The 13,992-nt window shown below is 70.0% G+C and carries 8 protein-coding genes; 5 read left to right on the top strand and 3 right to left on the bottom strand.

Annotation, left to right across the window (positions count from 1 at the left end):
• Positions 1-164 precede the first annotated feature (164 nt).
• From Pka01_RS35440 to Pka01_RS35430, 3 genes are all read right to left on the bottom strand, one after another.
• Positions 165-1,508, bottom strand: a complete 1,344-nt coding sequence (locus Pka01_RS35440) for an FAD-binding oxidoreductase (RefSeq protein WP_203887358.1) — start codon at positions 1,506-1,508, stop codon at positions 165-167.
• Positions 1,509-1,916: 408 nt separating this feature from the next.
• Entirely contained in the window at positions 1,917-2,912 is a 996-nt protein-coding gene (locus Pka01_RS35435) for an alpha/beta fold hydrolase (protein WP_203887357.1), read from the bottom strand.
• A gap of 102 nt (positions 2,913-3,014) precedes the next feature.
• Positions 3,015-3,812 (bottom strand): alpha/beta hydrolase, encoded by a 798-nt coding sequence (locus Pka01_RS35430; RefSeq protein WP_203887356.1) that lies wholly within the window; start codon positions 3,810-3,812, stop codon positions 3,015-3,017.
• A gap of 192 nt (positions 3,813-4,004) precedes the next feature.
• Between Pka01_RS35430 and Pka01_RS35425 the strand changes: the two genes are divergently transcribed.
• The 5 genes from Pka01_RS35425 to Pka01_RS35405 all read left to right on the top strand — a co-directional run bounded on the left by Pka01_RS35425 (position 4,005) and on the right by Pka01_RS35405 (position 13,976).
• Complete coding sequence (locus Pka01_RS35425; RefSeq protein ID WP_203887355.1) at positions 4,005-6,836, top strand: helix-turn-helix transcriptional regulator; 2,832 nt, start codon at positions 4,005-4,007, stop codon at positions 6,834-6,836.
• A gap of 145 nt (positions 6,837-6,981) precedes the next feature.
• Positions 6,982-9,267, top strand: a complete 2,286-nt coding sequence (locus Pka01_RS35420; RefSeq protein WP_203887354.1) for an ATP-binding protein — start codon at positions 6,982-6,984, stop codon at positions 9,265-9,267.
• 111 nt (positions 9,268-9,378) lie between these two features.
• The gene (locus Pka01_RS35415; RefSeq protein ID WP_203887353.1) at positions 9,379-10,059 is read left to right on the top strand and encodes an alpha/beta fold hydrolase; all 681 of its coding nucleotides are present in this window, start codon (positions 9,379-9,381) and stop codon (positions 10,057-10,059) included.
• A complete protein-coding gene (locus Pka01_RS35410) occupies positions 10,059-12,899 on the top strand; it encodes an ATP-binding protein (protein ID WP_203887352.1) in 2,841 nt (946 codons plus the stop codon). The genes Pka01_RS35415 and Pka01_RS35410 overlap by 1 nt, the downstream gene beginning before the upstream one ends.
• Positions 12,900-13,172: 273 nt before the next feature.
• The gene (locus tag Pka01_RS35405) at positions 13,173-13,976 is read left to right on the top strand and encodes an alpha/beta fold hydrolase (protein WP_239115899.1); all 804 of its coding nucleotides are present in this window, start codon (positions 13,173-13,175) and stop codon (positions 13,974-13,976) included.
• Positions 13,977-13,992 lie beyond the last annotated feature (16 nt).

The raw sequence follows: 13,992 nt of genomic DNA, 5'->3' as shown, positions 1-13,992 counted from the left end.
ACCAACCACACCGGAGACCTCGCTCATTGTCGATCTATGACACGTCCGTAACCATCAGGCCGACCACTCACGCGCACGGACGCGAACTTCGATATCGGCCCTAACTGACGACGAGCCGCTCGACTCCGAGCACCGCATTAGCGTCTCGGCATCCGCAGCTCTCGTCAGTTCGTGGGCGGGATGTTGTGGTTGATCCGGAACAGGTTCGCTGGGTCGTACCGTCGCTTGATGTCGCGGAGCCGCGGGTAGGCCTCCTCCGACCAGCCCAGCGCCGCGGTCTGCGGTTCCGCGTCGCCCGCGAACATGAAGTTCAGATACCGGCGGCCGGTCGACCACGGTGCCAGGGCGTCGATCAGCGTCTGCTCGTAGGCGCGCAGGGCTTTGGCGTCGGGCGGGCCGCCCGCCGCCACGAGGAAGACGTTGTAGAGCGTCGCGTCGCGGTTGCCGACCGCGTTCGGCACCGCCGGCGGCCGGGCCAGCGCACCGCCCATGTGACGGATCTCGGCCAGGACCAGCGGCGAGGCCGCGTCCGGGCCGGCCAGCCGGAGGAACTCGTCCACCGCCTTGGCCGGCAACTCGCTCAGGAGGGCACCATGCTCGAACAACGGCAGCGGGTCGACCGGGTCGTTGTGTACCGCCGCGACCGCCGAGTACGGCATCTCTCCGACCGCGTCGATGATCGGCTCGCCCAGTGCCCGGAACGGCGCGACCAGCCGTTCGCCTTCCGCCGGGTCTCCGAGGTATGTGATCCGCAGATGGGCCACCAGCCGGTCGCGCAGCGGTTCCGGCACGAACGGCAACGCAGGGAGGTGCAACAACCCAACTGAGCCTGACATCTCCTCCGGCACGTCGGCCGTCCACTCGCGGAACAGGTGCAGCACCTTCCCGGACAGCTCGCCCGGGAAGAAGATGCCGCCGCCGTAGAAGCTGCGGATCGGGAACAGGTCGAACTCGATCGCCACCACGACCCCGAAGTTGCCTTTCCCGCCGCGCACCGCCCAGAACAGGTCGGGCTCGGATTCCGCGGTGACGCGCCGCAACTGGCCGTCCGCGGTCACGACCTCCAAAGCGGTGACGTGGTCGGCGGCGTACCCGTGTTTGCGGCCGAACGGTCCCAGACCTCCGCCCAGCGTGTAGGAGACGACTGTCACCGTCGGCGACGAACCGTTCAGCCCCGCCAGGCCCACCTTGCCTGCCTGCTCGATGAAGTCGGCCCACCGGACGCCCGCCTCGACTCGGGCCGTGCGAGCACCCTCGTCGATCGCCAGCGCGGTCAGGCGCCGCGTCGTGATCAGGACCGAGCCCGTCGACGGTACCGAGCTGCCGTGACCCGCGCCCAGCACCGCGACCGGCAGGTCATGAGCCGCGGCGAACTTCACTGCGGCCTGAACGTCGGCCGCGTTCTCGGCGCCGACCACGACGGACGGCTCGTGCACCACTGTCAGGTTGTAGGTGCGAAGCTCCCCCGCGTAGCCCTCGTCCTCCGGTAGGAGGACGGGACCGGTCACGTTCGCTCGAAGGTCACCAATGGGCAATTGCGTACTCATGGGAAAGCGGCCTTTCTGAGTGATACCGGACTGCTGGACCATCGAGCCCGGCACCCAATGAACAAGATGGGCAAAAGGTGCGCCGACCGCGCCTCTGGCGACGTCCTCCGGGGGCGGTCGCTCACATCGCCGACGTTTCGGCCACCCCGCCGGCGCCCAGCCACAGATCGGTCTCCACGGGTCCGAGCTGACCGTGTGGATCCGTACGCCGTGCGGACCGACCTCTTTCGACAGTGCTTCGCAGATGTCCGGCCGGCCACCGAGCAAAGCGGTCCGGCCACGACGAGGGTGGCCGGACCGTCCGGGGTGCTCAGGTCGGGGGTGACCCGGGAGTTCCTCCGAGGGCGAGGGACACCTGGCGATCGGCGGTTACTTGAAGAAGGTGAGCAGGCGCTGGGTCATCTCGTCGGGATGTTCTTCGTAGATCCAGTGGCCGGAATCGGGGACGACGAAGCCGGTGACGTTCTTCGCGTACCGCTTCACCTGGTCGGGCACGGAGGAGCCGAGGCTCCCGGAAGCGCCGATCGCGAGCACGGGCATGGTGAGCTTGTGCTTGCGGTAGACGGCGTTGTCCACCATGTCCTGCGGCAGTGTGCGGAACCACGCGAAGCTCGCTTCCAGGTGCGCCTTGTCCCGCAGATAACCGGCGAAGACCGAAACATCGTCCGAAGTGACGGCGCCCTTCTGGACCTCGAGATTATCGATGAATTTGCCGGTCCACGCGGTCTCGCGGCCGACGATGAGGTCTTCGGGCAGACCGTTGGCGAGTGCGAAGAAGCCGAAGTGCCACGCGCCGGGACCGTCCGCGGTCAGTGACGGGAAGGAGTAGATGCTGGAGTCGGGGATCGGTGCCTCGCTGAGCACCAGTTTGCGCACGTCCGCCGGATGTGCGGCGGCATAGGAGTACGCGACCATCGTGCCGATGTCGTGCCCGACGATGCGGAGATCCTTGTCCCGTCCGAGTCGCACCAGCAGCGCGTGTAGTTCCGCGGCCATCGTCTTCTTGTCGTAGCCGGCCGCCGGGGCGTCGCTGCGTCCGGCGCCGGGCAGGTCGGGGGCGATGACCGTGTAATGCTCGGCCAGTGCCGGCATGATGTGCCGCCACTCGTACCAGGTCTGCGGGTATCCGTGGATCAGGACCAGAGTCGGTCCGTGGCCGCCGATCACGTAGTCGATGCCGACCGAGCCGGCCTGCACCTTGTGCTCTGAGAATCCAGCGGGCAGCTGCTCTTTCACGGAGTGGGCGGACGTCGGCGAAGCGGCGCTCACCGGCCCGGTGGCGACGACGGATGTCAGTCCGACGGCCGCGGCCACGGCGAGCAGCGTCAGACGGCGCGGTTTGGACAAGCTAAGGGAAGGACGCATCGATGGCTCCAGGGTGAAGAGATATGGCGGTCGACGTCAGAGTGTGCTGACGAGACCGCCGTCGCGAGTCGCGCGGACGGCCGCCGGAAAGTTGGGACCGTCCTACAGGGACTGCCGACGCAGCCAGGTCAGCGTGGTGTCGGCGACGTCGCGCCAGCCCGCGTCGATGGTCAGCGAGTGGCCCCGGTCGGGGAACGCGGTGATGTCGGTGACGGCGTCAGAGTGCCGGTACTGCTTGAGCGTCGCGCGGACGACGGTCTCCGGGACGGTGTGGTCCTTGCCGCCGGTCATCAGCAGCAGCGGGCCGCGTGCCTGGTTGTCAGTGTCGACCTTGGCCGGCGAGTGCGGGTTGAAGTTGGCGGCGGCCGCCTCGAACAGCGGCTTGCCAGGTGCGGGGATCGTCCATCTCTCAAACAGCGCATCCGACTCGGCCTCGGAGATGGCGTTGCCGAACGCGAACTGGAACTGCTCGGCGGTCAGCGAGACCGCACGGTGCTTGTTGGCGGGGTTCTTGAACACCGGCAGAGTGGCGCGCAGCGCGGACAGTGGGAGCGGCAGGACGCCCTTGATCTGCGCGGCGTCGATCGCGACGGCGGCGCGGGCCAGGTCCTGTCCGAGCAGCTTCTGCGCGATCATTCCACCGAAGGAGTGGCCGACGAGGATGGGCGGGGTGTCCAGAGCGCGGATGATCCCGGCGAAGTGTTCCACGACGTCGTCGATGCCATGGTCGGCGATGCTTTCGGGGTTCTCGCGTGCCTCGGCCACGGTATCGGGGTCACCCGGCCAGCCGGGGGCGGACGGCGCGTAGCCCGCGTCGCCGAACATCTCGATCCAGGGGGTCCACGACGTGGCGTGCAGCCATAGGCCGTGAATGAAGATGACGGGGATCGGTGTCGTCATGGTGCCCTCCAAATGTGTTCTTGTCTGTCGCAGCAGGAGAACACCGGAACCGGAGGCTTCGTATCAGGGAAAGACCACAGTCCCTCCGCGTCGCTTGCCACAGGCGGTGTGGTTTCCTTACTTCGGAGCGCATGAGACCTTCCGCCCGTTTTCCGGCGGAATGCTCATGTCGGAGGCGACAAGCAGCGCTCCGTGACGACTGGCACTGGGGGGTTCGGGCACGTGGACCCTGATGCGGTGGACGAGTTGTTCGTCGGCCGTGCGCGTGAGTCCGACCGGCTTCGGTACTGTGCGGGCAAGGTCAGGGAAGGTGACTCCTGGCTGGCCGTCGTCGAGGGTGAGGCCGGGATCGGCAAGAGCGCCCTCGTACGCAGGTTCGCCGCGTCACTGGACGACTTCACGATCCTCCGGGCGATCGGCGACCCATCGGAGGCCGACCTGCCCTATGGCGTGATCGAACAGCTGACCCGGCATGTGGACCGAGCGGTGCTGGAACAGTTCCCCTTGCTGGCCGAAAGTCCGCCCGCGGGGACGAATCCGCACGTGGTCGGCGGGCAGTTGCTGCTCCTGTTGGGCGCGTTGCAGGAGGCCGGGAACCCCGTCGCTGTGATCGTGGACGACGTCCAGTGGGCGGACCGGTTGTCGGTCCAGATGCTGGGCTTCGTTCTGCGCCGTCTCTGGGCGGACCGGGTCCTGACGATTCTGGTGACCCGGCCGGAATCGGAGGCGTCCGGCGAAACGCTGGACAGGCTGCTGCGCTCGTCGGAGCGGACGGTGAAGGTCGATCTGGGCGGGCTCGGCGGCGGCGAGATCGAGCAGCTGGCGCAGTCCCTGATCGAAGGCCGGTTGGCGCCGGGCCTGGCCGACCGGCTGTACGCCTACACCCGGGGGCACCCGCTGTACGTCCGGACGGTGCTGGCGGAGATTCCCGCCGACGTGCTGCGAGACGGCATGCTGGAGCGCTGGCCCGTCCCGCGGTCGCTTCAGGTCGGGATCCGGGCGCAACTGGACCGTCTCCCACAGGAGTCCCGCGATCTCCTGGAGGCGATGGCGGTGCTGGACGCGCAGGTTCCGCTGTCGGCGGCCGGTCGGCTCGCCGACCTCCCGGACCCGGCGCGCGCACTCGGACCTGCTCTGGCCGCCGGGCTCGCGCTGTGGTGGCCCAAGGAACCTCAGAGCCCCGTCGCCCTGGTGCACGCGCTCCAGCGCGACACGATCTATGACTCGCTCGCCCCTGAACGGCGTCGCTTCCTGCACGCCGGGGCGGCTGCGCTCGTGGGCACGGCCGCCAGTTGGGCCCATCGGGTCGCGGCCGCCGCGACCACCGACGCCCGGCTCTCCGACGAGCTCGACCGGTCCGGAATGGAAGAGGCGGCGAGCGGACGCAACGCCGTGGCCGCCACCCGCCTCCTGTGGGCCTCGTCTCTGTCGGCCGACCGCGCGGATCGCGAACGACGGCTGCTCACCGCCTGTGCCCAGTCGCTGCTCACCATGCAGCCCGGCTGGGCCGCGAACCTGCGGCAGCAGGTGGAGGACTGCTCGCCGGGGCCGCTGCGCAGCTGCGTCCTGGGGACCCTGGACATGATGGCGGGCCGGTTCGCCACCGCCGAAGCGCACCTCACCCGGGCATGGCAGGAGGCCCTGTCACTCCCGGAGCCCGGCTGGGTCGCCGTACTGGCCGGCACCTTCCTGACCAACATCATGCTCTGGGGCGGGCGGGGCGCCGAGACGGTGGAGATCGCCCGCCGCACCCTGGCGATAGGCGATCTCGACCCGGCGACGACCGACTTCACCCGCGCGGCCCTGGCGACCGGCCGGCTCTGGCACGAAGGTCCGCGCGCGGCATTGCGGGACCTCGCGCATCTGCCGGTCCAGGGCACCACGGTGGGCAACCACAATCTCGACACGCTGGCCACGCGCGGCGTCCTGCGTCTGTTCCTGGGCGAGCTCTCCGCGGCGCGCGCTGATCTCCAGATCGTGGCGCAACGCGACCAGCAGGGAGCCGGATCCAAGTTCGGCCCCCTGACGATCTCCCTTCTGTCCGTCGTCCACTACGTCGCCGGTGACTGGGACGAGAGCGAGTCCACCGCGGAGCGGGCTCTGGCCGTCGCGTCGTCCCAGGACCATCTGGCGGGCGAGGCCCCGGCCCGTTTCGCGGCCATCTGCGTCAAGGCCGGCCGGGGCGAGTGGGACATCGCACAGCGACACCTCGACGACCTGGCGCGGATCGCGCAGTCCCTCGACTCGGCAGCCGAGATCGTCTACTCGTCTCTGGCGGCTGCGACCGTGGCACAGGCCAGGGCCGACTACCAGGCCTTGCTGCGCTCGCTCCGGCCGCTGCTCGACGGGACGGCGGAAGACGGCGGGTTCCGCCTGGTGGACAAGCCCTTCTGGCTGTGGCAGCAGTCGCTGCTCATCGAGGCGCTGACCGGCACCGGACGGGTGGACGCCGCAGCGGTGGCACTGCGTGAACTGCGGGCGGCCTACGACGGCGACGGCTATCTCGGGGTCGTCATCGCCAGACTCGGCGGTCAGCTCGCCGAAGCCCAGGGCCGTCCGCACGACGCCCTCGCGATCTATGAGCAGGCCGTCGCCGTCGCCGTCGCCGTCGCCGCCGACACCGACACCGACACCGCGCCCCTTTACCGGGCCATCGTGGAACAGGCCTACGGAAGGCTTCTCCTGGCCACTGGTTCCACGTCGCGACGGGAAGCGGCAGCGTGGCTCCACAAGGCTCACGGCCGTTTCAGCACGCTGCGCGCCGTGCCGTTCGTCCGGCGGTGCGAGGCCGATATGTCCGCGAGCGGGCTCACGGCCTTCGAACGGGATCCCAGCCGGCTGTCAGCGCTGACGGAACGCGAGCTCTCTGTGGCACACATCATCGCGAGCGGACGGACGAACCAGGCAGCCGCGGCGGAGCTCTACGTCAGCCAGAAGACGGTCGAATACCACCTGTCCCATATCTACGCCAAGCTCGGCATCTCCTCCCGCCACCAGCTCGCCGAGGCCCTTCGCTCTCTGTGAGCCTCGACCGGCCCAACCCTGGGATCGACGACTAGGGGCCGTCCCTAGTGTCCCGGTCGGGCACCGGTGCTTCCCTTGACCGAGGAGGTCACCCGCCTCAGCGGGCTCGCGAGTGGTTTCCGCTCGGACCGCAAGGGGGAAGGGAGTGGTCCCCATCACCGATCCACTCAGCTTCGCGGAGGTGCTGCGCCGCCATCGGCACGCGGCGCGTCTCACGTTGGAACAGCTCGCCGAAGCCTCGGGGGTGAGTGCTCGAAGTCTGTCCAACATGGAGCGGGGACGCAGCAGAGGACCTCAGCAGCGGACCGTCACCGCCATCGCCGACGCACTCGCTCTCGACGAGATTGTCCGCAAGCAGTTCGTCGGACTGGCGCGGGACGGCCGCCTGCGGGATCACTGGACCCGCCCGACCGGGCTGTGCGCGCTGCCCCGATCCGTCGGCGACTTCACCGGCCGGTCCGCCGAGCTGGCCTGGACGAACGATCTGGTGCACGCGGGCGCCTCGCCGGGTGCGGCCGGCGTCGGACTGATCACCGGCCCCGCCGGTCTGGGGAAGACCACGTTCGCCGTTCGCGCCGCCCATACCCTGCGGCCGGATTTCCCGGACGGGGTGTTCTTCCTCGATCTGTTCGGCATGTCCTCGCAGCCCGTCGGCGGCGGGGAGGCTCTGGCGCTGCTGCTTCGTGCGCTCGGCGTCGCGGATCACGAAATACCCAATGACGTCCCCGATCGTGCCTCCTTGTACCGGTCGTTGCTTGAGGGAAAGCGCGTTCTGGTCGTGCTCGACAATGCCGCCTCCGAGGAGCAGATCCGGCCGTTGTTGCCGAGCGGTGGCCACGGCCGGGTCCTGATCACCAGCCGTCGGCTGCTGGCCGGCCTGGAGGGGGTGCGCAGGCTCAGCCTGGGACCACTGCCCGTGGCGGAGGCCACCGAACTGCTGACCGGGATTGTGGGCGATCGCTCCGAATCGGACGGCGAACCGGCGCTGACGCAGCTCGCGCAGCTGTGCGGCGGCTTGCCTCTCGCGTTGCGGATCATCGGGAACCGGCTGGTCAGCCGTCCCGGCTGGAGCGCCGCCGAGCTCGCCGCCCGGCTGGCGAACGAGGAACGCCGGCTTGAGCAGCTCAGTGCCGGTGACCTCAAGATCGCCAATGCGTTCGGGATGTCGTATGAGCAGCTCGCGGCGTCCGCGCGACAGGTCTTCCGCCGGCTCGCCCTTGTGCCGGGCCGGGACTTCGACGCCGCTCTGGCCGCGGTCGCCGGTGGGATCTCGGCCGAGGACGCCTGGGACGCCCTCGACGAACTCGTCGACCTCGGTCTGCTGCAGGACGGCGCGTCGGGCCGGTATCGCTTCCACGACCTGGTCCGGCTGTTCGCCCGCGACAGGCTTCAGGCGGAGGACACCGCGGCCGAGCGCGATGCTCTGATCGAGACGGTGACGTCGTGGCTGTTGCGGATGGCCACCACCGCCGGGCGGTGGTTCGAACCCGCCTACGGCCGTCCCGACCGGCCTGACGCCGACCTCGCCGACCTGTCCTCCCCGGAGCAGGCTGACCGCTGGCTGCGCGTGAACGTGGACAACTGGCTGGGCGCGCTGCGCCACGCGGCGAGCGGTGGCCTGCACTCCGCCGTCCTCGACTGCGCCGAGTCGATGTACTGGTTCTCCGACCGGTGGATGCACGCGCCGTACTGGCAGGAGGTCTTCACCCTCGGCGCGGAGGCCGCCGCCGCCCTGGGCGATCCGGCCCGCCAGGCCACGCAGATGAACTTGCTGGCCTGGGTCCATCTGGTGCCGCGAGACGACCCGGAGACCACACTGCGGTACACAGCCCGGGCGATCGACCTGGCTACCCGCAGTGGCGCCACGACGCAGATCGCCTCGGCCCACCACCACGCGGGAGGCGCGCTCCGACGGCTCAGGCGGCTCGATGAGGCCATCGCGGCGGAAACCCAGGCGGCGCAGATCCACAAGGCCAACGGCGACATGGACCGGTACTGCCACTCTCTCGCCAGTCTCGGCACCTGCCTTCTCGACGCCGGAGATCACACCAAGGCACTGGAGCAGTACCTCGACGTGCTGACCCTGCTGAACGACGACCGCTCGGGGATAACGCCGAGCGTCGCGGCGTTCAACCGGCCGATCGTGCTTGCCCGCGTCGGGGAGTGTCTGGGACTGCTCGGCCACCGGGCCGAAGCGATCACCAAGCTCACCGAGGCGATCGGCCTCATGGAGCAGGCAAAGCTGCCCGTCCCGCAGGCACGCTCCCTGAAGACACTGGCGGCCCTGCTGGCCGACGAGGGCCGGACCGGCGAGAGCCGCGATGCCTACGCGCGGGCGGCCGAGGTGTACGAGGCCATCGGCGACGCCGAGGCGAGCAGCCGCTGCCGCGAGCTTGCGGCCGCTTCTTCTCAGCCGCCGAGAGCCGGTTGAGGGCGGAACTTCTTCGTGCTGTTGTGCGTGGTCTGGTTCCTTCCACGCGACTTGGATTGAAGGCACAGGACAGGTGTTAAGCCTGTCCGTTTATCAAGGTCAGGAGCGACCATGACGACAATCGAGAACGTCGTGCTGGTGCATGGCGCCTTCGTGGACGGATCCGGCTGGCAGGGCGTCTACGACGAGCTCGCGAGAGACGGTTTCCGCGTCCGGGTCGTGCAGAACCCGACGGTGTCGCTCGCTGGTGACGTCGCCGCGACCCGCCACGTGCTCGACGCCCTCGACGGCCCGGCCGTCCTGGTCGGCCACTCCTACGGTGGGGCCGTCATCAGCGAGGCCGGCACGCACGCCAACGTGGCGGCGTTGGTGTATGTCGCCGCTTTCGCCCCTGACAAGGGCGAGTCGGTCGGCACCCTCATCGCCGACCCGCCGCCCGGGGCGCCGGTGCCGCCGATCCTGCCGCCGCGCGACGGTTTCCTCCATCTCGACCGGGACAGGTTCCACGGCGCGTTCGCCGCCGATCTGCCCGCACAGTTGGCCGCGTTCATGGCCGACGCCCAGGTCCCCTGGGGTGTGGACGCCCTCGCCGGGGCGGTCACGGAACCAGCCTGGCGGCACAGGCCCAGCTGGTACCTCGTCGCCACCGAGGACCGCATGATCCCGCCACCGGCCCAGCGCGCCATGGCCGAACGCGCCGGATCGTTCGTCGTGGAGGCGATCGGCAGCCACGCCGTCCACGTCTCCCAGCCCGCCGCGGTCGCCGAGCTCATCCGCCAGGCAGCCGCCTGATGACGGTCGCAACGCACGACGTGCTCGCGCTTGTCACGGAGGGCCTGTCCGACCGTCCCGTCACGGCGCGGCCGACCACCGCCGAGCACCTGCCGGTCGGCGCCGGCGACCGGCCTCTCATCGGCCGCATCGAGGAACAACGCGTCCTGGCCGGCCTTCTGGCAGGCGTCCAGGAAGGGCTGAGCGGCGTGCTGGTGCTGGTCGGTGAACCCGGGACCGGCAAGACCCGGCTTCTTGACCAGGCCGTGACGGGCTGTCCGGAAGTCCGCGTCGTCAGGATCGTCGGTGTGGAGTCCGAGGCGCATCTCGGCTTCGCGGCGCTGCACCGCCTGCTGCGCCCGTGGTCGCCTCGTATCGAGAGCCTTCCCACCCCGCAGCGCGACGCGTTGCGCTCGGCGTTCGGCCAGGTGGCCGGAGTCGCGGCCGACCGGTACCTCGTCGGCATGGCGGCTCTGACGCTTCTCGCAGATGCCGCCTTGGTCCAGCCCCTGTTGTGCGTGGTGGAGGACGTGCAGTGGCTGGACCGGGAATCGGCCGAAGCCCTGGCGTTCGTCGCTCGCCGCCTCCATGCCGAAGCCGTGGGGCTCCTGTTCGCCACTCGTCCGCGCTCTGACGGTTCGGCCCTCTTCGACGGGCTACCCGTGATGACGGTGTCCGGGCTGCCCGACCGCGATGCCGGGAGGCTGCTGTCGACGAGCGTCGCCGGACGTCTCGACGACGCGGTGGCCACGAAGATCGTCACCGGCACCGGCGGCAACCCGCTGGCGTTGATCGAGATCGCCCGCACGCTCACCGCTGAGCAGTTGTCGGGCCGCGCCCCCTTGCCCAGCCCTCTCCCGGTCGGCCGGCTCCTCGAAACGCATTTCCTGCAGCAGATCCAGGCCCTCCCCGCGGACACCCGGACCCTGCTTCTCGTCGTCGCCGCCGCGCCGCCTGGAGACCAGTCGCTGCTCTGGCGGGCCGCCGGTCACCTGGGGATCGCCGCGAGCGCGGCGGACACCGCGCTGGCCGCGGGCGTTCTGACCCACCACGGCTCCCTGGACTTCCGGCATCCGTTGATCCGCTCCGCCGTCTACCGGGGCGCCGACGCGGTGGAGCGGCGCAGCGTCCACGCCGCCCTCGCCGCCGTGAGCGATCCGGATCGAGACCGGGACCTCCGCGCGTGGCATCGCGCGCACGCCACGATCGGCCTCGACGAAGAGGTCGCGGCGGAGCTCGAACGAGCCTCGGAGCACGCACGTGCCCGCGGCGGCCACGCGGAACAGGCCGCCTTCCTGTCCCGCGCGGCGGAGCTCACTCCCGATGCCCGCGATCAGGCCGCTCGGCTCGTCGCGGCCGCACAGGCCTACGTCATGGTCGGGGAGTCGGTCGCGGCGCGGAAGATGCTCGGCCGTGCCGAGCTGGGCCTGGACCGTCCCGTGCTGCGCGCCCGTGCGCGGCAGATCGGGGCGACGGCCGAGCTGTACCTCGGTCAAGTCGCCGCCGCCCCGGCGACTCTCCTGGAGGCCGCCGAGTCGATCGCGGACCTGGATCCCCGCCTGTCGCGGAAAATGATGTTCGAAGCACTCCAGGTGGCTCTGATCACCTACGACCGCTCCGTCGGAGTCACCCCACAGGGCCTCGCTCGCGCGGTGCTGGCGTCACCTGCGATGGAGTCGACGGAATCGACCTTCTCCGACCTGCTGCTCGAGGCCTACGCCACACGCATCGCCGTCGGCCACCGGCCTGCCGTGCCGTTGCTGCGCGGCGCGCTGGAAGCCCTGCACACGGACGCAAGTCTCGCCGAGGACGGCCTTCCGCTGGCGGCCGTCAGCATGTTCGCGTCCGAAGACGTGTGGGACGACGAGGGAGGATGGCGGGCCTGGAAGCGGCTCGAAGCCTTCGATCGCGAGAACGGAGCACTGGGCGCTCTGCGGACCACACTCATGGTCGGATCCATGTGGGAACTTCGCGCGGGCCGGTTCTCAGCGGCGGGCGCGCTCCAGGACGAGCTCGCTGATCTGTCCAGCATGATCGGACAACCGTCCTCCGGGGACATCCAACGGATCGAGCTCCTGGCATGGAGTGGTGAAGAGGCCGAGACACGGGCGCTGGCGGGCGCCGCGCGGACCGGCTCGACCGTCGGTCTCGTCGACTTCGCCAGGAACAGCCTGGCGGTGCTGGAGCTGAGCCTCGGCCGCTACGCCGATGCACTGGCCTGCGTCCTTCCGTCATTCGAGGCCGACAGGCCGGGCACGGGCACCAGGTCGTTGCCCGAGATCGTCGAGGCAGGAATGCGGAGCGGCGACCACGTCGCCGCGAAGGCGGCCCTCACCCGTCTGGAGGAGCGCGCCCTGGCCGCCGGCACCGCCTGGGGCCTCGGCCTGCTCACCCGCTGCAGGGCGCTGATGGTCGACGACGAGCACGCCGAGCGGCGCTACCGCGAGTCGATCGAGCTGCTCGGCCAAACGCGGATCACGACCGAGATCGCGCGAAGCCACCTCCTGCTCGGCGAATGGCTCCTGCGGCACAAGCGCCGCAGCGACGCGCGCCTTGAGCTGCGAAGGGCCTACGAGATGTTCACGGGAATGGGCGCCGGGGCGTTCGCCGAACGAGCCCGAGCCGAACTGTCGGCGACCGGCGAGCACCTCCGCAAACGAACCGCACCCGACGCCAACGCCCTGACCCCCCGCGAAAAGCAGATCGCGACCCTCGCCGCTTCCGGAGCCACCAACGGCGAAATCGCCGCCCGCCTGTTCCTCAGCACCTCGACCGTCGAATACCACCTCAACAAGATCTTCCGAAAACTCGACATCACCTCCCGCCGCAAACTCGCTCCTCTTTTGGAAGATGCGTCCTGACCAGCCTGAACGCCCCCGCACGTTCCTCGATCGGGACCCGGGGTGATGCTCCGGGAGGCGTGGAGACCACCATCGTTGCGCCCGCCGTCTGACCCCCGGCCTGTGGACACACTGGGGTGTTTCCCTGATTCGGCGACCCGCCTCGGCGCGGTTCCATGAGGACGACCGGTCAAGGCGACGTGATCGCGGACTCCGGCCACTGGATCTCGAAGAACATCCGGCCGAACTCACCCGACGCCTGCTCGCCCTCCTCGACTGAGAGCTGGATCCATCATGATGAACCCCCTCCGCCGGCGCGGTGCGATGATCGCGCTGGCCGTTCTCGCCCTGTTCGCGCTCGTCGCCCCGGCGTCGGCCGCCAGCCGTCCCGATCACCCGAAGCCGACCATCGTTCTCGTGCACGGCGCCTGGGCCGACGCGTCGAGCTGGTCGGACGTGACCGGCCGGCTGCAACGGCTCGGGTACACCGTGCTCGCCGCGCCCAACCCACTGCGCGGGCTCAGCGGCGACGCCGCGTACCTGTCGGCGTTCCTCGCCCAGCGGACCAGCGGTCCGGTCGTCCTGGTCGGCCACTCCTACGGCGGAGCGGTCGTGACCAACGCGGCCGGCACCGACCCCGACGTGAAGGCGCTCGTCTACGTCAACGCGTTCGCGCCCGACGAGGGCGAGACGGTCCTCGGGCTGCAGGGCGGTGGCGACCCCAGCGCGCTGTTCGACGTCGTGGCCTACCCTGGGGCGCCGGCCGGAGACGTCGACCTCTACATCAAGCAGGCGGTGTTCCCGCAGGCGTTCGCCGGTGATCTGCCGGCCGCCACGGCCGCCCGGCTGGCCGCCGAGCAGCGCCCGATCGCACTGAGCGCGCTGCAGGAGCCGTCCGGGCCGCCCGCCTGGAAGAAGCTGCCGAGCTGGTACCTGGTGGGCACGAAGGACGGCATCCTGCCGCCGTCGCTGCAGGTCACCATGGCGAAGCGGGCGCACAGCCACGTCACCGAGGTCGCCGCGTCGCACCTGTCGATGTTGTCCCGGCCGCAGGCCGTGGTGGACGTCATCGTCGCCGCCGCCAAGTCCATCCGCTGAACCCGCACGCGGCCCC

The sequence above is a fragment of the Planotetraspora kaengkrachanensis genome (genome assembly GCF_016862895.1).
Classification (GTDB): domain Bacteria; phylum Actinomycetota; class Actinomycetes; order Streptosporangiales; family Streptosporangiaceae; genus Planotetraspora; species Planotetraspora kaengkrachanensis.
Note: the sequence above shows the minus strand (reverse complement) of the source record. Positions and strands in the feature narration are given on the sequence as shown.